The sequence below is a fragment of the Xanthomonas vasicola pv. musacearum NCPPB 4379 genome (genome assembly GCF_000277895.2).
Taxonomy (GTDB): Bacteria; Pseudomonadota; Gammaproteobacteria; order Xanthomonadales; family Xanthomonadaceae; genus Xanthomonas; species Xanthomonas vasicola.
Map to the genome: position 1 here is coordinate 299850 of NZ_CP034655.1, position 24837 is coordinate 324686.

Sequence of the window (24837 nt, forward strand, 5' to 3'; positions counted from 1 at the left end):
CAGATGTGGTTGGCTCGCCATTGGCGTGCTTAAGCATGGCACACGGATCGCCAAGTTTGCCGCGGTTGGGTTCGCTACCGACTCTCCGGCACGGCCGCCTTGCGACACATGGACGCTTTCATCCTGATGCGCGCCATGGTGCGAATAGTAGTGGGCGCCGCAGTCGCGAAACGAGCGCCGTGGTCACCACCCCGCCACCGCCCCATCGGAGCGCGGGTCACTTGCGCCGCTGATCACGCCATCGACCTCGCGCACCAACGCGCCGGCATGCCCCATCACCGAGGTATAAGCCGGGTGCAGTTCCACCGCATGCCCAGCCTCGCGCAGGCCGTGCACCACTGCTGGGTCGAAACGGTTTTCCAGCTTCAATGACGTGCTGTCTTCGCCCCAGGTGCGGCCGAGCAGCCAGCGCGGTGCGGTGATCGCTTGTTGCAGCGGCATGCCGAAGCGCGCGTAGCGGGAGAACACGGCGGCCTGGGTTTGCGGTTGGCCTTCGCCGCCCATGGTGCCGTAGGCCATGACGCGGCCGTCGTCGAAGGTGGCCAGCGCCGGGTTGAGGGTGTGGAAGGGTTTGCGCCCGGAGGCGAGGGCGTTCCAGCCATCGGGGGCGAGGCGGAAGCTGCAGCCGCGGTTCTGCCAGGTGATGCCGGTGCGCGGCAGCACCAGCCCGGAGCCGAATTCGAAGTAGGTGGACTGGATACAACTGACTGCGCGGCCATGCGCATCGATGGCGCCGAACCAGACGGTGTCGCCGGCTTGCGAAGGCTGCGGCCAGGGCAGGGCCGTGGTCATGTCGATGCGTGCGGCAAGCGCGTTGAGTGCAGCACTGTCGTCGAGCAACGCCTGCGCGTCGAGCGTCATCCAGGCAGGGTCGCCGATGTGCGCGTCGCGGATCAGCAAGGCCTGTTTGCTTGCTTCGACGAGCCCATGCAGATGCGCGTAGCTGTCTGCTTCTTCCACCTTCAAGCGATCAAACAGTGCAAGGATCAACAGCGATGCCAGCCCCTGCGTTGGCGGTGCGTGGTTGTAGAGACGCGCGCCATGGATGGCGACCGAGAGCGGCACGCTGGCTTCGGCGTGATGGGCGGCGAGATCGTCAGCGCTGAGCGGGCTGCCGAGCGCGTGCAGATCTGCAGCGATGTCGTGGGCAAGCGCACCGCGATAAAAACTCTCCAGTCCTTCATCGGCGAGCCGTTGCAAGGTGTGCGCGAGCTGCGCTTGCTGCAGCAGCGCGCCTTCGTGCAGAGGGATGCCGCGCGGCTCGAAAATCTCGGCATAGGCGCCCGGTTGTGGACGCAGCTCTGCACTCTTGCTGGCAGCAATCTGCGCGCCGCCTAGCGTCATCGGCACGCCAGCACTAGCGTGATGGATCGCATCGCTCAACAACCGTTGCAGGGGCAACGTGCAGCCGGCGTGCTGCAGCGCAAGCGCCCAGCCGGAGACGGTGCCGGCCACGGTGTTGGCCGCACCGGGGCCGCGCCACGGGATGCTGCTGTGGCCGCGATAGAAATCCAGTGTTGCGGCTCGTGCGGCGCGGCCGCAGGCGTCGATGGCATGCACGCGCCCATCGGGTTCGTGGATGAGCCAGAAGCCATCGCCGCCGATGCTGGTCATGTGTGGGTACACCACTGCCAGGCAAGCGGCGGTGGCGACGGCGGCTTCGATGGCATTGCCACCGTCGCGCAAGACATCCCGCCCGGCCTGGCCGGCGAGATGGTGCGGGGCGACCACCATGCCGCGGCGCGCGCGCAGGGTATGCAGCATCAGCGTGGCTCCGGCGGCGGGCTGAAGGCGAGCAAGCCGTCGCGTTCGAGTTGCGCGGCGAGGGCGAACACGCGGTCTTCGCGACCCGGCGCGGCAATCAGTTGCACGCCCAGCGGTAGGCGCCCGGGGCGCGGCAACGGTGCGGCCAGCACCGGGCAGGCGGCCAGCCCAAGCGGTTGGGTAAAGATGCCCAGATTGGCGCGTGCAGAGACCGGCAGGCCGTCGATCTGGATGGTGTCCTGGTCGATGCGTGGCGCCACGCACGGCGTAGCCGGTGCGATGAGCACATCGACGTCGTCCCATAGCGCGTGCATGGCATTGGCAAACCAGTGTGCAAAGCGCTGCGCGTCGGCCACTGCACTGGCGGGCAGCTGCAAGCCGGCGAGCAGGCGGTCGCGCGTGGCTGGGTCGAATTGCGCGCCGTGCGTATGGAGTGCGCTGCGGTGCCGATGTCCGCCTTCGGCGGCGGTGAGGACGAAGGCCGCTGCGCGCGCGCGTTCTGCTTCCGGTAGTTCGATCGTGGTGGTGCTGTTGCAGGCGGTGAGCAATGCCTCCAGCCCGGCATCGAGATCCGGATCGAGATTGCGTTGAAACCAGCCGCCCAGGCGTGCGATGCGCAGGTTGCCGGTCGTGCGCGAAGGCAGTGCATGCCCGCACATTACTTCATACACGCGGCGCAAATCGGAAACCGACGTGGCGAAGGGGCCCACCACATCCAGCGCATCGACAAACGGGAACACGCCATCCACGGGCACGGCGCCATGCGTCGGGCGCAGGCCGTAGACACCGCACAGCGCAGCCGGCACACGGATCGAGCCGTTGGTGTCCGAACCGAGCGCGAACGGCACCAGCCCGGCGGCCACTGCTGCAGCCGAGCCGCCCGATGAGCCACCGGCCAGGTGCTGGTGATCGTGCGGATTGGTGGTCGTGCCGTAATGCGCGTTGACAGTGGCAAAGCCGTACGCGAATTCGTCCATGTTGGCAGTGCCCACCAGCACCGCACCAGCATCGCCGAGCCGTTGCACGACCGCGGCATCGCGGGCGGCAGGCGCACACTGCGCGCGCACCGCCGCACCGGCGGTGGTGACCTGCCCGGCGACATCGAACAAATCCTTGACCACGAATGGCACGCCGGCCAACGCGCCACCGTCGCTGCCACCGGCGAGCGCGGCCTGCACACGTGCGGCATCGGCCGCAGCACGCGCTGGCAGCAGGCGGGTGATGGCGCACAGGCGGTCGTTGGCCTGGTTGATGCGCGTCAGCGTCTGCGTGGCCAGCCGCGCGGCCAGCGTGGGCTGACTGCGCGTGGTGCTGACAATGGAAGCGATCTGGCCGCGTGGGCCGCCGCCGTCACGGGTGGTCGCGGGCGGCGCGTTGAAGGCGGCCAGCAGCTGCGTGTGCCCGCGCAGCACTTCGGTATTGCGATCGACGCCGGTCTGCCACTGCGCTGGGAGTTGCATGGGTCACCTGTTGGAGAGCGGAATTTGGGATTGGTGATTCGTATTGCCTGCGCGGTGTGCAAGCAACGCAACTGTGCCTGCTGCTGATTTAGAACCTGACGCGGGGCGGATGGGACGAATGTATAAGCCGTTGAAGCACGAGCAGGCAATGGAATGACAGCGGATGTGCAGCTTCTAGCGTTCGACCTAACCACGCGGTAGTGGCATGGCGCTTCGTTTCGTCTCAGGCTTGGGTTGGGCCCTTCTCACGCCGGGGCGAGAAGGTACGGCTTGCACACCACTGGCACGCGTGCGTTGGAGCGCTCGCGTCGCAAACGCGGGTTGGGGCGCGGGGCGGGGGTTGGGATGAGGGTGCCTCGGGAGTTGGAGATGTGTCAGGCATTTGCTCCGCGCCGTTTACAAGCTACTCAACCGGCGCAGCACTGTCATCAGCACGCCGAACACTCATCCGCCCTTCGGGCACCTTCTTCCCATAAAGGGGACCGAGGTCCCGACGGGAGAAGGGGTAAAGGCAATCCCACCGCTGGCGGTTGCGGGGCAGTGAGGCGATCGATCACCAGCTGCTCGAATGCCTGCACATCCACTGCATGCACCACCGTCTGCGCCTGTTCGCCCAGCCCGGGCTGATACCCCGGTGCCCACGACAAGATATCGCCATACCCGGCATCGAAGGCGGTGTTGGTGTCGACGTAGAGCCTTTCGGTGTGCGTTGCCAACTCCGGGTGCAGCCACACTGCGGTGGCCAGTTCGTCCCACATCGGAAACCCCGGCTCGCGACGGCGTAGCGCGTGGCCGATGGTGGTGTCGGCCGCACTCATGCGTGCCAGCAATTCGGGAGTGAGTTCGGTGGCGGTGGATGGGTCGACCGGCACCATGGTGATTTGGCGCCACGGGGCGCGCATGACGATGCTGGCCGCTTCCGGGTCCCAGCGGATATTGAATTCGCGGCGCGGCGAGTTGACGAATTCGCGCGCGAATTGCTGTGCGCTGATGCTGTTGCGCTGTTGCCGGGGATTGAGGCTGCCGCCCATGTAGACCAGCTCGCGCGTCAACGTGGCGAAGGCCGGGTCCAGCGATTGCGCCAGTGCCAGGTTGGTCAACGGGCCGGTGGCAATGATGCTTACCTCGCCCGGGTATTGGCGCACCATGCGCAGCATGAATAACGCGGCCGGCTCGTCGGAGGCGCGCACCACACTGGGATTACCCAAGGCCAGATCGGGCACCACATCGTGCGCGTGATAACGCGGCGCGCTCTGCACGGTGTCGCCATCTACCCAGTGTTTGGTCCACGCGCCTTTCCAGACGAGTTTGCCGTACAGCGCTTCCCAGCGTTCGGTGGCCAACTCGCTGTTGAGCAGCGGATGCACCGGGCCGGGGAGCACTGGAATCTGCGGGTGTCCGGCAAGTTCCAGCAGGCGGCAGGTGTGCGCCAACACTGCATCGCGCCAGATGTTGCCGCTGACAGCACTGATACCCAGCACCTCGACGTCGGGCGATTGCAACAACAGCAACTGCGCGGGCGTGAAGCCGTCGATATCGTCTTCGAGAATGACGCGGCGCTTAGGATGTGGGGAGGAAGAAGCGGTCATTGATGTCGGGTGATCGAAGGTGAGTGCATCGTGGCGATGATGAAACACGTTGGCACAGAGAAGTTGTAGGAGCGCGCTTGCGCGCAAGGTGGATTTACCGGCGACGCCACATCGCGCGCAAGTGCGCTCCTACGTCATATGCATCTGCACTAGCGACGCTGCGCAAGCAACGTACGCTCGTACTGCGCCAGGTCGGTTTCCAGCTGCCATTGCAGGCGTGCCTTTTCGCTGCTCTTGCGGAAGTCGCGGCAGGTTGCGTCATCCGTCTCGCGCTGCACTGCTGTGGCGCAGGCCGATGCAGGGGCACCTTCGGCAGTCCACAGGCTGGCACCTGGCAGGAAGCTGTAGCTCAGACCATTGCGGGCGAGTTGTTTCAGGGTGGGGTAGTCGATGCCTTGTTCCTGCATCGCGCGTTGGTATTCGTGGGTCATGTCCGCGCGCGAGACGCCGGCATCATCGGTGGACAGCACCACCGGTACGCCGGCACGCAGATACAGCGCCAGCGGATGCGCGGCGCCTTTGACGCCCAGGATCACATCGTTGCTGGTGAGATTGATCTCCACTGCAATCTGCTCGCGCCGCATGCGCTGCAGCAGTGCATCGGCATCCTCTTCGTAGGGTAGATCCACGCCATGACCGATGCGGCGCGCACCCGCATCCAGCGCCTGCCGGATATGCGAGCGCAGCTGCGCCGGCGGCACCAGCCCCAACGTCAGCTCGCCGGCATGCAGCGACAGCGGCACACCGGGGTAGCGCGTTGCGAAGAAGCGGAACATCGCCATGTGCCGCGCGTAATCGGCCAATGCCACCGGGTTGTCTTCCGGCGCGACGATGTTGAGCGCCACTGCGCGGGTAGTGCCGGCAGCGATCAGCGCATGCGCTAGCGCCATCTGCCCAAACACCATCGGCTGCGGCAGCACACGCAACACGTAGGGAACATAGCGGTAATCGACCGTGCAGCCGGGGCGAGCATCGGCCTGGTCGCAATGCAGCACACGGCGTATCTGGGCATCGATGTCGGCGAGGTCGCGCTGCGCGGCTTGCACCAGCGGCGGCAAATCGGCCTGCAATGCGCGCAGATTGGCCGCGTCGTCATCGCCCTTCCACTGCAAGGCTTGCATGCGCTTGGCGAGCCTGATCCATCTGCGGTGGGTTGGCGATGATTTCCACGTACGGCACGCGGTCGCGTGCGGCCTGCTCCAGCACTGCGGCGACGGTGTCGGCAACGCGGGTGCGTACCACTGCATCGAACTTGCCGAAGGTGCTGAAGAACTGATCGTGCCCGGTGGGTTGCGCTGGGCTGGGCAGGAATTTGCGCATCGACAGCGAATCCACCACCCGGCCATACAGCGCGGCATTACGCGCTGCCAGGCCGCTGGCCGGTTCCTGGCCGGCACCGCAGGGCGGCGCGCGCAAGCTCAGATCGCTCAGTTGGACGCAGGCACCATCGTCGCTGGCCCATTGCAGATAGTCCTCGGCATACACCGAGCCAGAGAGATGGTTGTGCAGATCGCCGCCTTTCGGCATCGCCTGTAGCCAGGTGCGTAACTGCGCCGGCTGCGCGGCAGCATCACGGAATAATTGCGCGACATGTTCTTCGCGTTGTTGCGCAGGCGCTAGCGCTGGCCGTGCGTGCGCGACGATGGGTAAGAAAGCGCACATGCTCAGAAGCAGGCAGCGGTGAAGAATGGGCATGCAGGAAGCTCGGTAAGAGATGCGTTGGCGTGCGAGCGCCGATGAAGGTGTAGCTTGCCTGGCAGCGCGACGCTCGGCCAGCCACGTGCTCGCCTGCAGGTCGTCGCGCGCGCGACGCCGCCGGTCATTCCAGCGCATAGCGCAACACGAATAATCCCGCGATCGCCCAGGTGGCCGGGTGCACACCGCGCCAGCGCCCACTGCCGAGTCTGAGCGCCGCATAGGTGATGAAGCCGAACGCCAGCCCGGTGGCAATGGAATAGGTCAACGGCATGGCCAGCATGCAGATGGCCGCCGGCAACGCATCGCCCACATCGTCCCACTGAATCTGCGTGCATTCGCGCAGCATCACCGAGGCCAGGTAGATCAATGCCGGTGCAGTAGCGTAGGCCGGCACCATCGCGGCCAGCGGCGAGAACAGCAGCGCGAGTAGAAACAGGCCGGCAACCACCAGCGCGGTGAGGCCGGTGCGCCCGCCCACCTGCACACCGGCGGCGCTTTCCACATAGGCGGTGGTGCTGGAAGTGCCAAGCAGCGAGCCGGCCAGGATGGCGGTGCTGTCGGCAAGCAGGGCGCGGTCGAACTGGTGGCGCTGCGCGGGCGTATGCAGCAGACCGGCGCGTTGTGCCACGCCCATCAGCGTGCCGGTGGCGTCGAACATTTCCACCAGCACGAACACCAACACTACGTGCAGCACTGTAGCGAGCGCGCCGCTGCCGCCATGGCCGTGCAGCGCGCCGACGATGTCCAACTGCAACAACGTAGGGGCCAGGCTCGGCGGCAGCGACAGCACGCCAGTGTAGTGCACCAACCCCAGTGCCAGGGCAGTCACGGTCACCGCCAGAATGCCGAGCAGCATGGCACCACGCACGCGGCGCAGTTCCAGTACGCCGATCAGCAGCAAGCCGGCCAGCGCAAGCAGCGGCTCGGGCCGATGCAGATCGCCCAACGTGAGCAAGGTCTGCGGATGTGCTACTACCAGCCCGGCTTTCTGCAGCCCGATCAAGGCCAGAAACAAGCCGATGCCCACCGCAATGGCGCTGCGCAAAGTGGGTGGAATCCCATCCACCAACCATCGCCGCGCACCAGTGACGGTGAGCAGCAAAAAGATGCAGCCGGAAACGAACACCAGCCCCAGCGTCTGCTGCCAGCTGTAGTCCAATGTGCCGACCACGCTGAAAGCGAAGAACGCGTTCAAGCCCATGCCCGGCGCCATGCCGATGGGGTAATTGGCCAGCACGCCCATCAACAGCGAGCCGAGCGCGGCGGCAAGGCACGTGGCCACGAACACAGCGCCATGATCCATGCCGGTGGTGGCCAGGATGTCGGGATTGACGAAGACGATGTACGCCATGGTCAGAAAGGTGGTGGCACCTGCCAGCACCTCCGTGCGTACCGTGCTGCCGTTGGCGGCGAGCGCAAAACCCGGCCAGCGCATCAGCGTGCGCTCGGGGCGGGGAGTGGGTTGACGGCAGGACAAACGAACATCGGTAGACATCTCATCGATATGGGGCGGCATGCGGCAGCAGCGCACTGGCGCGGACTGCCCATCTTGCCCTGTTGTGCTGCGCTTGCCACGGACATCGGGCACGGATTTTGGTGCGAGGAGAACTCACAAAACGTAGCGCGGAATCTTTAGGCGGCGATATCACGCATTGTCGCGCTGTATGTGCCTTGGCTGACGTGCGCATTGCAGCGCGCACGCGAACGGATTGCGCGGCACATTGCGCGCCGTTGTTGGGCGCAAGCAAGTCCTCCGCCAGCGCGACGTTACGGAACAGGCGCAGATGCACCGCGTAGACAGCGGTCAAAGGTCCAGCACCAACCGCGGCGAGCGGCTGCGCGAGCAGCACACGGTGATCTGCCGATTGGTGGCATGTTCGGTGTCGCTAAGCACGCTGTCACGATGATCTGGCGTGCCAGCCAGCACGCCGGTGAGACACGCGCCGCACATGCCTTGTTCGCACGACAGTGGCACTTCAATGCCTGCATCGAGCAGGGCGCTGGCAATGCTGCAATCAGCCGGCACCTGCACCACACGTCCGCTGGCGGCCAGTTCCACTTCGAATGCGCTGTCGGCATCATGGGCAACGCTAGGCGCGGCGGCAGCGAAGTGTTCGCGATGCAGTTGCGCCACCGTCCAGCCATGCGCTTTTGCCAGCACGGTGAAGTGGTCCATGAACGCGGCCGGCCCGCAGAGATACAGCTGATCGCGTGCACGCGCCTGGCCCAGTTCTTCGGGTACATGCACACGCGGGCTCTGCCCGCCATCGCTTAGGTGCATGCGCACCTGCCCATGCGTAAAGCCTTGTTGCAGCCGCTGCGAAAACGCCACATCCGCATGCCGGCGTGCATAGTAATGCAGTACGAAGGGCTCGCCGCGGGCCTCCAGTGCTTCGGCCATCGACAGCAGCGGGGTAATGCCGATGCCGGCCGCTAGCAGCACATGGCGGTCGCCCGGATGCAGCGGAAACAGATTGCGCGGCGTGGAGATGCGCAGACGATCGCCCGGTGCGAGCTGTTCGCACAGATGCCGCGACCCGCCGCGCGAGGCATCGGCCAGCTTGACGCACAGCAAATAGTGGTCGCGCACATGCGGTGCGCTGGCGATCGAATACTGGCGAATCAAGCCATCCGGCAGATGCAGGTCCACGTGCGCGCCGGCCTCGAATGCCGGCAATTGCGCGCCCACCGGTTCCAGCCGGATCGCGCGTTGGCGGTGGCCTTGATCGACGACCTCGGCAACGCGCACTTCATGCAGGCTCATACGAGTGTCCTTGGTCGTCAGCGCAGGAAGAAGTCGCTATAGCCCTGGCTACGCAGCCCACGCCGATAGGCGATGGAACTGCGATCGGCGGGAATATGCACTTCCAGCAGCGGGTCCAGCGGCAGGTATTCCGGCCGCTGCGCTTCCACCATCGCGCGGTCTTCTTCGAACACGCGCAAGTTGAAGGCGTGCACGTCTTCCACCGGCAGATGGGTATCGAAATTGCGCGCAATCGGCACCAGCAGCCGGGTCTTGTGCTTGGACACCGGGCTTGCGGCATTCATGATCACCAGCCGCTTGCCCGGCACCGGGAAGTGGATGGTGAGCGTGGCGGTGAACGGCAGATGCACTTCGAAGTGACGCAGCCACTGGAAGTCCGGCGCCACCTCCGGCAGCGGCATGTCCACCGAATAATTGGCCACCGTGCTCAGGTAATCGGCATTGAAGCCGGTCGGCGTTTCGGTGGTGGTATAGGCCGGCACTTCGCGCTTGTCCGGCTGAGCAAACGTGGCGGTGTGCACGAAGGCGAAATGCGCCACGTCGATGAACCCCTCCAGCTGGCGCGCGGCACTGCCGCCGATGTCGAAGGCCGGGCACACGATCTGCTGGAAGCCTTCTTCGTCCCAACCCGGCATCGGCGGAATCTGGATTTCCGCATCGCTCACCCCGGCCGGCTTGGCCAGGCACACCCAGATCAACCCGTAACGCTCGGCCACCGCATAGGTATGCAGGCGCATCTTGGCCGGGATGTTCTGGCTGGGGCTGGCAGGAATGTGATTGCAGCGCCCGCCGCTGCCGAAGCGAAGGCCGTGATAGGCGCAGACCACCCCGCCGCCGTCAGCCGTGCCCATGCTCAGCGGCACGCCGCGGTGTGGGCAGACATCGCGCGCGGCCACCAACTCGCTGCCCAGCCGGTACAGCACCAGCGGTTCGTCCAGCAAGGTGGCCTTGAACGGCGCCTCACTCACCTCGCTGCTCAGCGCCACCGCGTGCCAGTGCTGGGCCAGGCGCTGCCAATCGGCGGCCTCGAAGGTGCAGTGCAGCGGCAGAGCGGGGACGGCGACATCCATGGGGGCGGTCTCTGGCACAGGGCGGGAGCGGTGCCGGATTGACTCTAGGAAGCCGGGGGTGTGTGATCAAACATCGTTTTTCCGTCTAGCCATTGCAAAAAATGCAACGCCAACAGAGCCCCGCCGCATGCTGACCTTTTCCCGCTTCACCCGTTACTTCATCGAAGTGGCCCGCTGCGGCAGCATCCGCAAGGCCTCCGACGTGCTGCACGTGTCGGCCTCTGCGATCGACCGGCAGATCCTCAAGGCCGAGGAAGAGCTGGGCGCGCAGCTGTTCGAACGCCTGCCCGGCCGGCTGCGGCTCACCGCCGCCGGCGAGCTGCTGCTGGTGGACGTGCGCGGCTGGGAAAAGGCCTACGCGCGCACCCTGGAGCGCTTCGACGAGCTCAAGGGCCTGCGCCGCGGACATGTGGAGATCGCCATGATCGACGCGCTCAGCGAAGGCGTGGTGCCGGCGGCGGTGGCGGCGCTGGTGCAGGAGTACCCCGGCATCACCTTCAACCTCTCCACCGCACGCAACCAGCGCGTGATGGAAATGGTGACCTCGGCCGACGTGGATATCGGCCTGCTGCTGGACCCGGTGAGCAGCGTGGACCTGGAAGTGCGCGCGTTTGCGGACATTCCGCTAGGCATTGCGATGCCGGTGGGCCACCCGTTGAGCACCCGCACCGAGCTGCAGCTGAGCGAGACGCTGGAACACCGCCTGCTGCTGCCGGCGGCCCCGTTGATCGTCGGCGAGCACGCCAAGGTGCTGTACCAGCGCCAGCACATCGACGTGAAGCGGCTCACCCACTGCAACGACGTGCGCACCCTGCGCGGCCTGGTGCGTGCCGGCGCCGGCGTGGGCCTGATGTCGTGGCTGGATGCCGCCCCCGACGTGGCCGACGGACGTTTGGCGTTCGTGCCGTTTCGCCAGCACCTGACCAAACCGATGACGCTGGCGCTGTGCGTGGCCCCACAACGGCAACTGTCGCGCTCGGCGCAACTGGCGATCCAGGCGCTGGCAGCGAAGATCGATGCGATGTCGGTGCCGGCGGTGGGGTAACCGCTTTCCCTGTTGAACAGGGGTGAAGGTATGGGCGTAGCAGCCGCTGCGTCACTTCTTCAGGCGTGTGGCGACGCGTTTGTCACTGCAGGCGCTGGCAGATGCGTGAGGCTCCCTCCGGCACTACGCGCCAGCTTCTCCCCCATGAAGGGGGACAATGTCCCGATGGGAGAAGGAAGCCCAAGCCCCTGCCCTGCGGGTTGGGGTGATGGTAAGGCGCGCAGCGACCCTCACCGAGCAGGCATGCAAACCGCGCCGCTCGTTACACTTACCCGGCTCACCCCCACACGACACCCGCAGCATGCAATTGATCGATATCGGCGCCAACCTCACCCATGACTCGTTCGACCGCGATCGCGATGCGGTGCTGCAACGCGCACGCGATGCCGGCGTGGCGCAGCTGGTGGTGACCGGCGCCAGCCGCGAGCATTCGCCACTGGCCTTGCAACTGGCGCAGCAACACCCCGGATTTCTGTACGCCACCGCCGGCGTGCATCCGCATCACGCAGTGGAATTCACTGCCGAATGCGAAGCAGAAATGCGCACCCTGCAGGCGCATCCGCGGGTGGTGGCGGTGGGCGAGTGTGGGCTGGATTACTTCCGCGATTTTGCGCCGCGCCCGGCGCAGCACAAGGCATTCGAACGCCAGCTGCAGTTGGCTGCAAACAACGGCAAGCCGTTGTTCCTGCACCAGCGCGACGCGCATGAGGATTTCATCGCCATCATGCGCAGCTTCGAAGGCCGCTTGGGTGCGGCGGTGGTGCACTGCTTCACCGGCACGCGCGAAGAATTGTTTGCGTATCTGGACCGCGATTACTACATCGGCATCACCGGCTGGCTGTGCGATGAGCGTCGCGGTGCGCATTTGCGCGAGCTGGTGCGCAATATTCCGGCTAATCGTTTGATGATCGAAACCGATGCGCCGTACCTGTTGCCGCGCACACTCAAGCCGATGCCCAAGGACCGTCGCAACGAGCCGATGTTCCTGTCGCATATCGTCGAAGAACTCGCGCGCCATCGTGGCGAAGACGTTGCCGTGACCGCCGCCAACAGCACGGCGGCAGCGCGTGTGTTCTTCCGCTTGCCGGAGCCGGCCAGCGCCAAGAGCGGCTGACAAACGTAGCGAGCAGACATCAAGCGGGTGCGGGCGGCGCGCAGGGAGCGCAGCGCACTCGTGGTACATGCCGCAACGCGCACTGCCAAGTTTCTTGACGGTGAGCGCAGTCGTCTTGCTCGCGGCTCCAAGCGGGTTGGGCTACGCTGCGGTTTAGGCTGCCAGCAATTCCCAGCCTTGCGCATCGCGCAGGCGCAGGCCGGGCTGTGGCATCCACGCTGACGCGCAGGCCGTCGGCCCAGGGCAACGACCTCAATCGCAGTTGAGGTCAGGTGGTATGCGCGGATGGTGTGCCCGGATCCGGCAGGGGTGTTCTGCCCGAAACGCTACGAGGACAGTAAGGAGTTGCCGCGATTAATCGCCGCCCTAGATCAACGCAATGTCTATCCAACACGGCATCACAATCATTTCGCCGTGAAGCGCGTCACACCCGAAGGGCATTACTCCATTTGGTTTCGCGTGTCGCGCGGACGAAATCTCTTATTGCTCGTTGTTGAAAGCGCTTATGTCCGTCTAGACATGGACGAGCAAATTGCGCGCTCGGCTGCTACAAAGCTGATAGACGTCTTTGTCAACACAAAGTGAGCAGACAGCAAAAAGCCCGCGTGAGCACGCTTTTTGTTAACAGCATGGTAGTGCGGGCCGGAGTCTCTTAACCCCACTCTGGGTGGGACCTTCTTTAGAAGGTGGCCAGCTCCCCCTATACACTGGGTCGGGAGAGCCTGTAACTGCTCAAGGGCAGTGGCGCTATCTCGGCCACTCCTGACGCTTCCGTCAACTACAAATGACGCAAACATCAACAAGCGATTCAGGCTCCAGGCTAGCTAGTCTCAATGTAGGTGAGATGCATGCCGCCATCCACACCGTCGGTGCCGGCGCATGAGCGATAACATCCCGGAGGAAGGCATGCCATGGGATTTGGGACATCATGGTCCCGAGGCTGGTAGTAAAACGCCGACCGGCTCTGCTTGACGACAGCGCAGGCTCGACGAACCCCACGTAGTCCGAGTTGGATCATCCATTCGCCATTGATGACAGAATTTCACATACCGGCAATGTGCTTGTTTGCTCGCAATTACCATCCGGGTGTCAGTCCATAAACAACGATACATACTCGACATGCCAATCGGTCAAACAAACTTTCCAGGAATCTATATTTCCACTCAGACAAGCGCTCGAGAAGAGCCATACAAGAACCAAGTTGAATCAGCGCTTGAGAAGATTGCGGCAGGCAACTCGGGCAGCGCCCTTCTTCAAGGTCTGAGCGCTATTAGCGCTCGCAAGAATAGAAAAGTGACCATAGCAGAGATAGGCGCTGAAGCGCAGCCCAACACCAGAGCTGTCCTCAGCGCGAGCGAGGTCGAAAAATATGATCCTAGGACCTTCGCCGATAACCAAGCGCTCGCCAGTGAACGGGCAAGAAAAGGAAAGGGATGCAACGCCATCATAGAATGGAGCCCGCATAGTAATATCGAACTGAACTCAAACGGCTCCCCTCTTCGTCTTGGCTCCAATCCTGAGGAGTCGTTTGTAGTTCTTGCACACGAGCTTATCCATGCTCAGCATCTATTGGCAGGCACGTCGAAAGCCTGCAAGGGTGGAGATCGCTACGACGAAACATCCGAAGCCGGTAAAGAGGAACTCAGGGCCGTCGGCGTCGGGAAATACGAATATCGAAAGACCGGGCAACCGAGCGAAAACTCGATCAGGCAGGAGCATGGGCTACCGATCCGCAAAAAATATAAGCCTCACGGCAGGTGAGGCTGCATATCGATCAGGATCCTGCGGGGTTGATCACTGCGCGCTCAACGCCACCTTGTAAGTATCGAATGCTCGGGCAAACTCGCCTGCCGCGATAGCGTTAGAAAACTGATATTCCTCTTGAACGCCTCCCGGGCTGGTGAACAGCAAGCGTCCATACTGGACGATCGGGATTTGGTCGTTGTCCCGGAAGCGCATGTCGCGCGAGCCATCCTTATTCACCTTCTCCCATGTCTGCCCCACGACGACAGCGTCGGGTGGCACGACCTCATGCTCAAGGAAGCCAACGACGTGGTATTGAAGGTCAACCTCTCGAAGCTCGATAAGGGCGAACGCGCCATCTGCGCGCGGCATGATCACCACCCCTGGATAAATCAAAATGTCCTCACCATTGATGTTGCCGAACCGCATCGCATGGCCGGCAAACCGCACCAATTCGGACGATGAGAAATGAATTTGAACCGGCTTCCGATCCAGCGTCCGAGAGGCTGCGGTTCGCTCACGCACGCGATCTGTGTCCCGATCAGAGGTAATATCCCAAATCGCCTTGCTTTGCCGCAGCGCTTCAAAAGCCCCGACCAACGCACCATAAGCGCGCTGCGCAGCGTCGCTCGCTTCGAAGCACATATCGATGTACGTGAGGCTCTGCCACTCCACAAGTCGCTGGACCTCGCCAGCCGCTTCCTGCACCGATGCCTCAAGCTCGGCAATGCGCCGCTTCATGAACCACCGAAACCAACTTCGCTGTCGCCGTTCCAGATCGGCCGACTCGGCACGATGGGTCGCCTGCGCCTCCGCCAAATCCTGATCGACTTTCTTCCGCTGCGATCGGGCCTTGGCAATCAGGTCGCGAACCTCGACCAAGCTATGACTTGTAAGCCGTTCAACGGACGCGCTGTTGATTTCGCGCATGGGTTGCACGGGGGCGTAGGTTGGAGCGTAGCCTTGAGTTGGCACGAACGCGTGCGGCGTCGGCGAGCCTGATGGCGAGCAGTGGCTCGTTGTGAAGGACAGGCCCGAGCCCGGAATGCCGATCGCGCTGCGGACCCCTTGAGCCCCGACATTCACTGTCGCGCCGTCTACTCCGAAGCTGGCGGTGATGCCGCTACCGGACAGGTTCAGCCTAACACCTGGAAACACCTCAAACGATTGCCTGAACTCAAGCCCCATGTCATCCATCCCTATGCCGAGTTGCCGGTGACGTTGGCCAGCAGCGCGCCGATCAGCGTTTATACGATGGCGGTGTCCCCGTCAGGACATAGAGGATATCTACGCCAATGTGGTGCGCAGCGATGAGATACGCGCCACCCGGTAGATTGGTGTGCTTTTCGAAATTCAGCTGCGCCCACCGAGTGACAGAACAGCGCTCGGCCATTTCGGTTTGAGTAAAGCCGAGGCGCTTTCGCTCCGTCACCAGACGTGCGCCGACCGTCTCGGGGAGTGCGGTTGTAGTTGTACGAGGGTTTGAACTCATCCTCACCAATGCCCCGGCTTGTCGATGGGCTTGCCAGGAGTACGAACGCGCGTGGCAAGCTGAACTGCGGCCAGCTCATCATCCAAGATGTAGTGACGTGTCCAGTCAGCGTAGCTCGACAGCGAGACGCTGACTCTTCTGTCCGCCTTACCATCGACAGGCGGCTTGCGAGGCGTGACCACCCCCTAACAAAATCTTTGGAAAGGCTTCGCGGATCGCCGCAAGGGCCGGCGCGATATCGCTATCGTTGGAGCACACCACCAACTGCTGATAGCGCCCCGACGCCGCATCGCGATACATGGCCAGCGCCAGGTTCACATCGGTCTGTTTCTCTTCGAGCTTCCAGACCCGCACCCGGCGCGTCCGATCATACGGCTGGCCGCTGACAAACTCCGCCAGAAAGGCTCCGCCTTTGTCCCAGCTGTGTTTGCCTAATGTGGTGGTAAATCGCTGCGGGTGGGTGTGTGCTAAGGCGCGCAGATACGTTGTTTGCGCGATTTCCGAAGCCTGCTTGTTGGTCGCAAACCGACCCAGCGCCGGCGCTGTGAAATACCGGACGTGCAGCAGCTCGGTGCTCGGGTCTTGGTCATGCAGGAGGCGATCAAACAGTGCGACCACATCGAGCCACTTGAATGCAGTCCCACGGATGCGTCCGTAGTACAGGTTGTAGCCATCGATGTAGACGGCAGTCGCTTTGGCGATGGTCACACGGAGCTTCCTGCGCGCATGAAAAAACCGCCTTGCGGCGGTTTTTTCGTCCCAAGCCGTTACCCTAACTTAATGGGGGCGACAAGGGAGGAGTGGTGAGAGGACTGTAACGGATGCGCCCGGGCTATGCAACATCTGGAATACTTTTGGTTCACGTGCGGAGGAAAGACCCGCCCCCCGACTGCGTGGAATTGGCCGTTATGTCCGCCAGGCCCCTCGCCGCCCTCGCCAGTGCCGGGGCGTGCGCGCTGGCCACGTGCTTGCGCTGTCTACGGTGGAGGCCTTTGCCGCGACGACGGCACTAGGCAAGCGGCATCGCGGGCATGTGCGCTTCGACAGGATCAACGGCGGCTGGTGTGGCTGAGTGGGTGTTGATCAGATCTCGGCTCAAGAGAACCAGCGCCATCGCTGGTGGTGGGCAACGCAATCCAACATCTTTTCGCCTGGTGGCAGGTAGGAGCGCACGCGTGCGCGAAAGGGCGTTACCGGGAGAGCCACGTCGCGCACGCGTGCGTTCCTACGATGGCCGTGGTGCTGTCGGCTCAAGATCAGCCTGGCTCACAGCACTTCCGCCAACGCCCATAAATGCCGCACCAACGGTTGTGCTCTCCAACGCGCCCGGCGCCGCAGCCAGGGCCAGGCGCGCCAGCGGCATATGGCCTTCGATATCCAGATAGCGCACGCCGGGTCGCCGCAGTTGCGCAGTGGACGCGGGCACCACCGAGACGCCCAGTTCGGCGGCCACAAGATTGATGATCGACGACATCTGCGGCGCTTCCTGGGTGATGCGCAGGGTCACGCCGGATTCGCGGCAGGCGGCCAGGATTTCGTCGTACAGGCTCGAGCCGAAGCTGCGCGGAAACAGGATGAACGGCTCGCCGGCCAGCGCCGCCAATGGGGCGCTGCTGCGCGTGGCCAGGGGGTGCGCGGCGGGGACGGCGATCTTCATCGGCTCGTCGGCAAAGCGCAGCAGCCGCAAATCCGGTGGCGTGCTCAGCCCGTAGCGCACGAACGCCGCATCCAGCCTGCCTTCGGCCAAGCCCACCAGCAGGCTGGCGGTATTGGTCTCGTCCAGCAGCAACTCCACTTGCGGCCACTTGCGGCGGAAATCGCGAATCAACCGCGGCACCACCGGGCTGAAGGCGGCCGAGGCGGTGAAGCCCAGGCGCAACCGTCCAGACTCGCCACGCGCCACCCGGCGTGCGGTCTCGGCGGCACGTTCCACGTCGGCGAGCACGCGGCGCACTTCGCCCAGAAACGCCTCGCCGGCTGGGGTGAGCTCGGCGCCGCTGTGGGTACGCCGAAACAACGGCGTGCCCAGCTCGCGTTCCAGAGTCTGGATCTGCTGGCTCAGCGGCGGCTGGCCGATGCCCACCCGCGCGGCGGCACGGGTGAAGTTGCCTTCTTCGGCAACCGCCAGGAAATAACGCAGGTGGCGCAGCTCCATTCATCTATTCCAGATATGGCAACTGCTACCATCATATATTGGACAGGGGGTGGTGGCGGGCGAATATTCGCCGTCTCACGTTTCAAGTGCGCGCCTGTGTCTTCCTCCGATCGCCATCCGGGTCCGCTGCCCGAGCCATCCCCCAGTTCCGACGCCGGCGCCCACGCACCGGCAGCGCTGCGCATTCGTCTGGCGCTGTTTCTGGCCGGCTTTGCCACCTTCTCGCTGCTGTACAGCGTGCAGCCGGTGTTGCCGGAATTCGCGCGTGCCTTCCATGTGGACGCAGCGACCGCCTCGCTGCCGTTGTCGCTGGCCACCGGTGCATTGGCTCTGGCGATCTTCTGTGCCGGCGCGGTGTCGGAAAACCTCGGCCGGCGCGGGCTGATGTTCGTGTCGATCGCCATCGCGGCGGTGCTCAACCTCATCGCTGCCTTCCTGCCGCACTGGGGTGCGCTGGTAGTGGTGCGCACTTTGTCCGGCATCGCGCTGGGCGGGGTGCCGGCGGTGGCGATGGTGTATCTGGGCGAAGAATTGCCGGCCAACAAGATGGGTGCGGCCACCGGCTTGTATGTGGCCGGGAATGCCTTCGGCGGCATGAGCGGGCGCATCGTGATGAGCGTGCTGACCGACCACACCGATTGGCGCACCGCATTGGCAGTGTTAAGCGTGTTTGATCTTCTTTGCGCGCTTGCGTTCTTCTGGTTGCTGCCGCCGTCTCGCAATTTCGTGCGTCGGCACGGCATTAACCTGCGCTTCCATCTGCGCGCCTGGGCCGGGCATCTACGCGATCGCAATCTGCCGTTTCTGTTCACGCTGCCCTTTTTGTTGATGGGCGTGTTCGTGTGCCTGTACAACTACGCCGGCTTTCGCCTGGGTGGGCCGGAATTCGGCTTGAGCCAAAGCCAGATCGGCATGATCTTCAGCGCCTATGTATTCGGCATCGTCAGTTCGTCGGTGGCCGGTGCGGCCTCGGACCGGTTCGGGCGCGGTCCGGTGGTTACGACCGGCATCGTGCTGTGCCTGCTGGGCGTGGCGTTGACCTTGGCGCACGCGCTGGCGGTGGTGGTGACCGGTATCGTGCTGCTGACGATTGGGTTTTTTATCGCGCATTCGGCCGCCAGTGCGTGGGTCAGCCGGCTGGGTGGTGCGCATCGCAGCCATGCCGCGTCGCTGTATCTTCTGGCCTATTACGCCGGCTCCAGCGTGATCGGCGCGCTGGGTGGCTGGTTCTGGCAACACGGCGGCTGGGACGCGTTGGTCGGCATGTGCCTGACGCTGCTGGCGATTGCTTTTGCGGCCGCCTACATCTTGCGCCAACGTGCCGACGATGCGCGTCCTTATGGCCGGTTTGCGCCGCATCCTGCGCGCGGCGAGTGATGCAGCGCGACCGATGCGGTCATCCGTCATCGAACATGGCCGATCTGGATATCACCCGCGTGGTCTGCGCGCGCGTGCTCAACATCGGCGGTGATTTCCCGTGAGGGCGCGCATCGACGTCGGGCAAGAGAAGATCGTTGTGTCGACGGCCGGGCATGCGCGCGAACCAGCCGCGCGCAGCAGCCTACCGCTGGTTGGTCGCATCACCAAGCCAAGCGTCCACCTTCGGTGTAATACCCGCCCGTGCCCAGTTCGGACATCGCCACATGTGCGATTGTGGCGGCCGCTTGCTCCACGCTATTGGGGCCAGTGTGTCCGTTGAGGTCGGTCGCGGTGTAACCGGGATTGACTGCATTCACCGCGAAGCCTTCGTTGCGCAACTCCTTCGCCAGCAACACGGTGAAGGCGTTGAGCGCGGTCTTGGACGAGCAATAGCCCAGCACGTTGACTGCGTGATAGCGATAACCCGGGTCGCCCTGCAACGACAACGAACCCAGATCGCTGGAAACATTGACGATGCGTTTGAGCGTGCCGGCGCGTAGCACTGGCAGCAGTGCCTGGGTGATGGCGACCTGGCCGAACAGATTGACCTCGTAGGTGGCGCGCAGGTTGTCCAGCGTCGCGGTGGCGGGCGTGCCGTCATCGATAATCACCGCAGCATTGTTGACCAGTACATCGAGCGCGGTGCCGGTTGCCTGCAGCTGCGCTACCGCTGCAGCGATGCTGTTGGTATCGGTGATATCCAGCGGCAGCACGTGCACGTTGTCTGGAGTGCGCAGCTTGCTGCGTGCGGCTTCGCCACGTGCAGGGTCGCGGCTGCCCAGGTACACGGTCCAGCCGGCGTAGGCGAGGTGGGCGACCAGCGCAAGGCCAATGCCTTTGTTGGCGCCAGTGATCAATGCAACCGGTGTGGAAGCGGACATGCGGGCAGTTCCTTGGAATCGCGGAGAAGTCCCCCCAGACTAGGTGTCATCCCGCAATGTGTACATTCGCATTCGTGAGCACCTCTATGCCGCTGCAAAAAACGCGTAAATCCCCGCAGCAAGCGCGTTCGCGCGCCACTGTGGAGGTCATTCGCCAGGCCAGCATTCAGGTTTTGGTGGCTGAAGGACTGAAAGGCTGCACCACCACGCGCGTGGCCGAACGTGCCGGGGTTTCGGTGGGTAGCGTGTATCAGTACTACCCGAACCGGCAGACCATGTTGACCGCAGTGCTGGACTGGTATTTGCAGGCGGTGACCCACGCGGTGGAGCAGGCCTGCGCGCAACAGCACGGGCGTACGCTTGCGCAGCAATGCGAGGCGCTGGTGCATGCGTTTGTGCACGCCAAGTTGCAGCACGTGGATGTCTCACGCGCGCTGTATGCCATCTCCGAACTGCATGGTGGTGCGGCATTGGGAGCGCAGGCGCGCAAGCGCTCGCAGCAGGCATTTGCAGCCGCGCTCGCTACCACGTCGGATATACGTTTCGACGATTGCGAGGCAGTCGCGGAGATCGGCATGGCGGCCATCACCGGGCCGCTGAGAAGCCTGCTGGAAGATGGTGCGCCAGCCGCGCGTGTTGCACCGCTACAGGCGCAACTGGTGGTGTTGCTGCACAGTTATCTCGTTGCCACCGGAGTTGCACGATGAGTACGGCGAGGGTTCACGACGGCGACGCACTGCAGGACTTCATCGAGCGCCATCAGCGTCTGTTCGTGCTGACCGGCGCCGGTTGCAGCACTGATTCGGGCATTCCCGATTATCGCGATCTGCAAGGCGGCTGGAAGCGTCCGCAGCCGGTGACGTTTCAGGCCTTCATGGGCGAGCTGTCCACGCGGCAGCGCTATTGGGCACGCAGCCTGGTCGGTTGGCCGCGCTTTGGCCTGGCGCAACCCAATGTCACCCATCACGCGCTCGCTGCGCTGGAAGCGCGTGGCCAGTTGGAAGTGCTGCTCACCCAGAACGTGGACCGCCTGCATCAGGCCGCCGGCAGTCAGGCGGTGATCGATCTGCATGGGCGGCTGGATGTGGTGCGTTGCATGGGCTGCGAGCGCCGCATGCCACGCACCGACTTCCAAGTGCTGCTCGAGCAGGCCAACCCCGGTTGGGCGGAGCTGGAGGCCGCGCAGGCGCCCGATGGCGATGCCGATCTGGACAATGTGGCCTTCGAGCATTTCGTGGTGCCGCTGTGCCCGGTGTGCGGTGGCGTGCTCAAGCCGGATGTGGTGTTCTTCGGCGAGAACGTGCCGCGCGAGCGGGTGGAGCGCGCATTTGCGCATCTGCAGGCCGCCGACGCGGTGCTGGTGGTAGGGTCATCGCTGATGGTGTATTCGGGGTTTCGCTTCGCGCAGACCGCGGCACGCAACGGTTTGCCGATTGCCGCGCTTAATTTCGGGCGCACGCGCGCCGACGACCTGCTGACGTTGAAGGTGGAGCAGTCGTGCGCGCAGGCGCTGGCATTCCTGCACGGGCCGCCGGACCTGCCGCGTGTACGCAGCGTCAATGACGCCAGTGCGCGTTCTGCATGACGCAGTGATCCATCGCAGCAGTTGTGCTGACGCGCGCGGCGCAGTGCAATAAGCGTCCCCGTGTCAGTTGTGGATGCCGCCTTGAGCCAGTTGTTCTCCCCCATTACCTTCGGCCCGCTTGCGCTCGCCAACCGGATTGTCATTGCACCGATGTGCCAGTACTCGGCACAGGACGGCCGCGCCAGCGATTGGCATCGCATCCATCTGGGCACGTTGTCGCAATCCGGTGCCGGCCTGCTGATTCTCGAAGCGGCCGCAGTGGTGCCGGAAGGGCGCATCAGCTACGCCGATCTTGGCCTGTACGACGACGCCACCGAGCAGGCTTTGGGTGAGGTGTTGCAATCGGTGCGGCGCTGGTCGCCGATGCCGATCGGCATCCAGCTGGCACATGCCGGCCGCAAGGCTTCGACCGATCTGCCATGGAAAGGCGGCGAGGCCATCGCACCCGATCACGCGCATGGCTGGCAGACGGTGTCTGCATCGTCTGTACCGTTCCGCGCAGAGCAGCCGGTGCCACAAGCGTTGGATGAGGCGGGGATCGATGCCGTGGTTGACGCCTTCGTCGCATCGGCAAAACGTGCCGAGCGCCTGGGCCTGGAGTTGATCGAACTGCACGCCGCGCATGGCTATTTGATGCATCAGTTCCTGTCGCCGCTGAGCAACCAGCGCAGCGATGCGTATGGCGGCTCGCTGGAAAATCGTATGCGGTTGACGTTGCGCATCTTCGACGCGGTGCGTGCGGCAGTGTCGGAAAAAATCGCCATTGGCGTGCGTATCTCGGCCACCGATTGGGTCCAAGGCGGTTGGGATGTGCAGCAGAGCATCGCCTTGTCGAAGGCGCTGGATGCACGCGGTGCGCATTACATCCATGTTTCCAGCGGCGGGCTCGATCCGCGCCAGCAGATTCCGCTGCAGGCGGGCTATCAGATTCCGTTCGCGCAGGAGATTCGCGCAGCAGTGAGCACGCCGGTGATTGGTGTGGGCTTGATCACCGAGCCGGCGCAGGCCGAGGCGATTCTGCAAGAAGGCCAAGCCGATGCGATCGCGCTGGCGCGTGGCATCCTGTACGACCCGCGCTGGCCGTGGCATGCCGCCGCAGCGCTGGGCGCGTCGGTCACTCCGGCGCCACAATACCTGCGCTGCGAGCCACGCGATGCGCGTGGCGTGTTCGCCAATTGATCCACCCCTGACGTGATACCGAACAAGGACAACGCATGCCGATAGGATTTCTGGGCTTGGGCACGATGGGCCTGCCGATGGCGCACAACCTGGTGCGCGGCGGGTTCGAACTGAGCGTGTGGAACCGCTCGCCCGAACGTGCCCAGCCGCTGCGCGACGCTGGCGTCACGGTGGTCGAGCAACCGCGCGACGCCGCGCACGGCCCACTGCTGTTTTCGATGCTGGCCGACGACAACGCAGTGCGCCAGACCTTGTTGGAACGCGGCGTGCTGGACGCGCTGCCGGCGGGCAGTGTGCACGTCAACATGGCCACCATTTCGGTGGCGCTGGCGCATGAGTTGACCGCGCTGCATGCCGAGCGCGGTGTGGCCTACGTTGCCGCGCCGGTGCTTGGGCGCGTGGAGGTGGCCGAAGCCGGCAAGCTCAATATTCTGGCCGGCGGCGATGAAGCCGCAGTGGCACGCGTGCAGCCGATGTTCGATGTGCTGGGGCAGAAGACCTGGCACATCGGTCGCGCACCGGAGCAGGCCAATGCAGTGAAGCTGGCCGCCAATTTCTGCCTGGCCAGCGCCATCGGTGCGATGGCCGAAGCCAGTGCGCTGGCACGCGGCCACGGCGTGGATGCCACGCAGTTTCTGGGCATGCTCACCAGCACCTTGTTCGCCGCGCCCGCCTACCAGGGCTATGGCCGTCTGATCATGCAACGCGAGTACCTGCCCGCCGGCTTCACTGCCACGCTCGGTCGCAAGGATGTGGACCTGGCCATCCAGGCCGGTGCCGATAAGGAGGTGCCGATGCCGTTGGGAGAATTGCTGCGCGCCGGCCTGGACGAGGCCATCGCGCATGGCGACGGCAATGCAGACTGGGCGGTGCTGGCGGAAGTTTCGGCGCGGCGGGCAGGGCAGGTGGCCTGATCGCGCTGCCGCAAAGCGGATTTGGAGCGGTTAACACAACATAGTGAGCAGTCGTCAGGTGGGCGTGGAAGGCGCGCAGGAACTGGGGTGTACGCGTGGTGCATGCCGCTTCCGAGCTCCGCCCACGCGCGCGTGGCCGGCGCTTTTTTTGTTAGCTGCGCTTAGCCCTGCACAAGGCACTTCGCTTCAAAGCACGGCAGCCCACCGCTTGCTCACCTAACCATGCAGCAGACCTTCTAAAATGCCGGCTCGTGACAGCCGCCGCTCCAGGGAGGATGCGATGCGACACCTGCATATCACGTTCGGTTCGACCGCGCGCGCACCGCGCGCACTGGCTTGCGCCGGTGACACACGATGACCGACGCTCCGGTCATCGCCCAAGGCCCGGTAGGCCCGGACCATCCCGAGCACCCGGACCACTATCTGTTCGCACAGATCCGCGAAGCGGTGAGCGTGCTGGATGCCGAGTTGGGCAAGCCTGTTGATGAGGCGAGCGAGCGCATGGCCGCGCGTCTGCTGCCGCTGGCCAAGCAGCATGGCTTCGATCAGGTGGATTACGTGGTGCTCAGCCGCCACCTCGGCGAAGTTGGCGAGAACGTGTTCCTGGTGCGTGGCGAGCTGTCCGACCCCGCGCATCTGCGTGCGCACATCACCACGCAGGAAGCCATGCAGACGTCGGTGGACGCGTCGCTTGCACAACTGGACGAGATCAATCGGCGGCTGATGCTGCGTTTGCCGCCGCGCTGAGTACGTGTGTGGAATCGCGCATGCGGTTGCGCCGCGCGATCGACTCCAGCACCACGTCTCAGCGAAACACGCGGTGTGCAGCACGGACGTAAGGCAGCAACGACGCATCGGTCAAACGCTGCAGCGTTGCATACCAGACCTTGGCGCCCGTTCGCGCTAAAAAAGTTACCGACGCAAGCACTGCGTCGGTGATGTCGCGCATTGGCTATCATTGCGCC

The 24837-nt window shown here is 64.2% G+C and carries 18 protein-coding genes, 2 other RNA genes and 3 pseudogenes; 9 read left to right on the forward strand and 14 right to left on the reverse strand.

The genetic code is table 11. The annotated features are described in order from the left end of the window. Nucleotides 1–183: 183 nt before the first annotated feature. The 7 genes and pseudogenes from KWO_RS01330 to KWO_RS01360 form a co-directional block, all read right to left on the reverse strand. Nucleotides 184–1764, reverse strand: coding sequence for a gamma-glutamyltransferase family protein (locus KWO_RS01330; protein WP_010379938.1), 1581 nt, complete (start codon nucleotides 1762–1764; stop codon nucleotides 184–186). Continuing rightward, entirely contained in the window at nucleotides 1764–3224 is a 1461-nt protein-coding gene (locus KWO_RS01335) for an AtzE family amidohydrolase (RefSeq protein WP_017113259.1), read from the reverse strand. The genes KWO_RS01330 and KWO_RS01335 overlap by 1 nt, the downstream gene beginning before the upstream one ends. Before the next feature lie 428 nt (nucleotides 3225–3652). Continuing rightward, the gene (locus KWO_RS01340; protein WP_017113258.1) at nucleotides 3653–4813 is read right to left on the reverse strand and encodes a nucleoside hydrolase; all 1161 of its coding nucleotides are present in this window, start codon (nucleotides 4811–4813) and stop codon (nucleotides 3653–3655) included. 149 nt (nucleotides 4814–4962) lie between these two features. Continuing rightward, nucleotides 4963–6508: pseudogene (locus KWO_RS01345) on the reverse strand (adenosine deaminase family protein). Nucleotides 6509–6632: 124 nt separating this feature from the next. Then, a complete protein-coding gene (locus tag KWO_RS01350) occupies nucleotides 6633–7946 on the reverse strand; it encodes an NCS2 family permease (RefSeq protein WP_010379948.1) in 1314 nt (437 codons plus the stop codon). A 369-nt stretch (nucleotides 7947–8315) separates the two neighbouring features. Next, entirely contained in the window at nucleotides 8316–9275 is a 960-nt protein-coding gene (locus KWO_RS01355) for a PDR/VanB family oxidoreductase (RefSeq protein ID WP_010379951.1), read from the reverse strand. 17 nt (nucleotides 9276–9292) lie between these two features. Continuing rightward, nucleotides 9293–10345, reverse strand: a complete 1053-nt coding sequence (locus tag KWO_RS01360) for an aromatic ring-hydroxylating oxygenase subunit alpha (protein ID WP_010363900.1) — start codon at nucleotides 10343–10345, stop codon at nucleotides 9293–9295. A gap of 127 nt (nucleotides 10346–10472) precedes the next feature. On the opposite strand from KWO_RS01360, the gene KWO_RS01365 reads away from it, so the two are divergent. Beyond that, complete coding sequence (locus KWO_RS01365) at nucleotides 10473–11390, forward strand: LysR family transcriptional regulator (RefSeq protein ID WP_010379953.1); 918 nt, start codon at nucleotides 10473–10475, stop codon at nucleotides 11388–11390. A gap of 301 nt (nucleotides 11391–11691) precedes the next feature. After that, nucleotides 11692–12504, forward strand: a complete 813-nt coding sequence (locus KWO_RS01370; protein ID WP_010379955.1) for a TatD family hydrolase — start codon at nucleotides 11692–11694, stop codon at nucleotides 12502–12504. On the opposite strand, the gene KWO_RS01375 is transcribed toward KWO_RS01370, so the two are convergent. Next, nucleotides 12499–12573: non-coding RNA, sX9 sRNA (locus tag KWO_RS01375), on the reverse strand. The genes KWO_RS01370 and KWO_RS01375 overlap by 6 nt on opposite strands. A gap of 1050 nt (nucleotides 12574–13623) precedes the next feature. Between KWO_RS01375 and xopG the strand changes: the two genes are divergently transcribed. After that, complete coding sequence (gene xopG / locus KWO_RS01385; protein ID WP_010379957.1) at nucleotides 13624–14265, forward strand: XopG/HopH/AvrPtoH family type III secretion system effector; 642 nt, start codon at nucleotides 13624–13626, stop codon at nucleotides 14263–14265. Nucleotides 14266–14298: 33 nt separating this feature from the next. Here xopG and KWO_RS01390 read toward each other — a convergent pair whose 3' ends face one another. The 3 genes and pseudogenes from KWO_RS01390 to KWO_RS01400 form a co-directional block, all read right to left on the reverse strand. Next, a complete protein-coding gene (locus KWO_RS01390; RefSeq protein ID WP_017113256.1) occupies nucleotides 14299–15444 on the reverse strand; it encodes a DUF4236 domain-containing protein in 1146 nt (381 codons plus the stop codon). A 297-nt stretch (nucleotides 15445–15741) separates the two neighbouring features. Then, nucleotides 15742–16447, reverse strand: a pseudogene (locus tag KWO_RS01395) (NYN domain-containing protein). A gap of 558 nt (nucleotides 16448–17005) precedes the next feature. Further along, nucleotides 17006–17894, reverse strand: a pseudogene (locus tag KWO_RS01400) (LysR family transcriptional regulator). 96 nt (nucleotides 17895–17990) lie between these two features. Here KWO_RS01400 and KWO_RS01405 point away from each other — a divergent pair. After that, nucleotides 17991–19271, forward strand: coding sequence for an MFS transporter (locus KWO_RS01405; protein WP_010369090.1), 1281 nt, complete (start codon nucleotides 17991–17993; stop codon nucleotides 19269–19271). 203 nt (nucleotides 19272–19474) lie between these two features. On the opposite strand, the gene KWO_RS01410 is transcribed toward KWO_RS01405, so the two are convergent. Then, nucleotides 19475–20194 (reverse strand): SDR family NAD(P)-dependent oxidoreductase, encoded by a 720-nt coding sequence (locus KWO_RS01410; RefSeq protein WP_010369086.1) that lies wholly within the window; start codon nucleotides 20192–20194, stop codon nucleotides 19475–19477. Nucleotides 20195–20280: 86 nt separating this feature from the next. Here KWO_RS01410 and KWO_RS01415 point away from each other — a divergent pair, with 86 nt between their 5' ends. Genes KWO_RS01415 through KWO_RS01430 form a run of 4 tightly spaced genes read left to right on the forward strand, consistent with a single transcriptional unit; the run spans nucleotide 20281 to nucleotide 23872 of the window. After that, the gene (locus KWO_RS01415) at nucleotides 20281–20901 is read left to right on the forward strand and encodes a TetR/AcrR family transcriptional regulator (protein WP_010377214.1); all 621 of its coding nucleotides are present in this window, start codon (nucleotides 20281–20283) and stop codon (nucleotides 20899–20901) included. Continuing rightward, nucleotides 20898–21779: an NAD-dependent protein deacetylase gene (locus KWO_RS01420; protein WP_010369082.1), complete on the forward strand. Its 882-nt coding sequence runs from the start codon at nucleotides 20898–20900 to the stop codon at nucleotides 21777–21779. The genes KWO_RS01415 and KWO_RS01420 overlap by 4 nt, the downstream gene beginning before the upstream one ends. A 60-nt stretch (nucleotides 21780–21839) precedes the next feature. Further along, a complete protein-coding gene (locus KWO_RS01425; protein WP_010369080.1) occupies nucleotides 21840–22958 on the forward strand; it encodes an NADH:flavin oxidoreductase/NADH oxidase in 1119 nt (372 codons plus the stop codon). A 35-nt stretch (nucleotides 22959–22993) separates the two neighbouring features. Then, a complete protein-coding gene (locus KWO_RS01430; RefSeq protein ID WP_010369078.1) occupies nucleotides 22994–23872 on the forward strand; it encodes an NAD(P)-dependent oxidoreductase in 879 nt (292 codons plus the stop codon). Between the two features lie 28 nt (nucleotides 23873–23900). Here KWO_RS01430 and KWO_RS01435 read toward each other — a convergent pair. Beyond that, nucleotides 23901–23976, reverse strand: a non-coding RNA gene (locus KWO_RS01435) — sX9 sRNA. A 250-nt stretch (nucleotides 23977–24226) separates the two neighbouring features. On the opposite strand from KWO_RS01435, the gene KWO_RS01440 reads away from it, so the two are divergent. Then, complete coding sequence (locus KWO_RS01440) at nucleotides 24227–24619, forward strand: XVIPCD domain-containing protein (protein ID WP_010369076.1); 393 nt, start codon at nucleotides 24227–24229, stop codon at nucleotides 24617–24619. A gap of 58 nt (nucleotides 24620–24677) precedes the next feature. On the opposite strand, the gene KWO_RS22380 is transcribed toward KWO_RS01440, so the two are convergent. Further along, complete coding sequence (locus KWO_RS22380) at nucleotides 24678–24821, reverse strand: hypothetical protein (protein ID WP_010369074.1); 144 nt, start codon at nucleotides 24819–24821, stop codon at nucleotides 24678–24680. Between the last annotated feature and the right edge of the window lie 16 nt (nucleotides 24822–24837).

Excerpts from the sequence above, each read along its gene's own strand:
- KWO_RS01365 (WP_010379953.1), top strand. The coding sequence starts at position 10,473 with ATGCTGACCTTTTCCCGCTTCACCCGTTACTTCATCGAAGTGGCCCGC.
- KWO_RS01430 (WP_010369078.1), top strand. The coding sequence starts at position 22,994 with ATGCCGATAGGATTTCTGGGCTTGGGCACGATGGGCCTGCCGATGGCG.
- KWO_RS01390 (WP_017113256.1), bottom strand. The coding sequence starts at position 15,444 with ATGGATGACATGGGGCTTGAGTTCAGGCAATCGTTTGAGGTGTTTCCA.
- KWO_RS01360 (WP_010363900.1), bottom strand. The coding sequence starts at position 10,345 with ATGGATGTCGCCGTCCCCGCTCTGCCGCTGCACTGCACCTTCGAGGCC.
- KWO_RS01440 (WP_010369076.1), top strand. The coding sequence starts at position 24,227 with ATGACCGACGCTCCGGTCATCGCCCAAGGCCCGGTAGGCCCGGACCAT.
- xopG (WP_010379957.1), top strand. The coding sequence starts at position 13,624 with ATGCCAATCGGTCAAACAAACTTTCCAGGAATCTATATTTCCACTCAG.
- KWO_RS01340 (WP_017113258.1), bottom strand. The coding sequence starts at position 4,813 with ATGACCGCTTCTTCCTCCCCACATCCTAAGCGCCGCGTCATTCTCGAA.
- KWO_RS01410 (WP_010369086.1), bottom strand. The coding sequence starts at position 20,194 with ATGTCCGCTTCCACACCGGTTGCATTGATCACTGGCGCCAACAAAGGC.
- KWO_RS22380 (WP_010369074.1), bottom strand. The coding sequence starts at position 24,821 with ATGCGCGACATCACCGACGCAGTGCTTGCGTCGGTAACTTTTTTAGCG.
- KWO_RS01355 (WP_010379951.1), bottom strand. The coding sequence starts at position 9,275 with ATGAGCCTGCATGAAGTGCGCGTTGCCGAGGTCGTCGATCAAGGCCAC.
- KWO_RS01350 (WP_010379948.1), bottom strand. The coding sequence starts at position 7,946 with ATGCGCTGGCCGGGTTTTGCGCTCGCCGCCAACGGCAGCACGGTACGC.
- KWO_RS01415 (WP_010377214.1), top strand. The coding sequence starts at position 20,281 with ATGCCGCTGCAAAAAACGCGTAAATCCCCGCAGCAAGCGCGTTCGCGC.
- KWO_RS01420 (WP_010369082.1), top strand. The coding sequence starts at position 20,898 with ATGAGTACGGCGAGGGTTCACGACGGCGACGCACTGCAGGACTTCATC.
- KWO_RS01335 (WP_017113259.1), bottom strand. The coding sequence starts at position 3,224 with ATGCAACTCCCAGCGCAGTGGCAGACCGGCGTCGATCGCAATACCGAA.
- KWO_RS01330 (WP_010379938.1), bottom strand. The coding sequence starts at position 1,764 with ATGCTGCATACCCTGCGCGCGCGCCGCGGCATGGTGGTCGCCCCGCAC.
- KWO_RS01370 (WP_010379955.1), top strand. The coding sequence starts at position 11,692 with ATGCAATTGATCGATATCGGCGCCAACCTCACCCATGACTCGTTCGAC.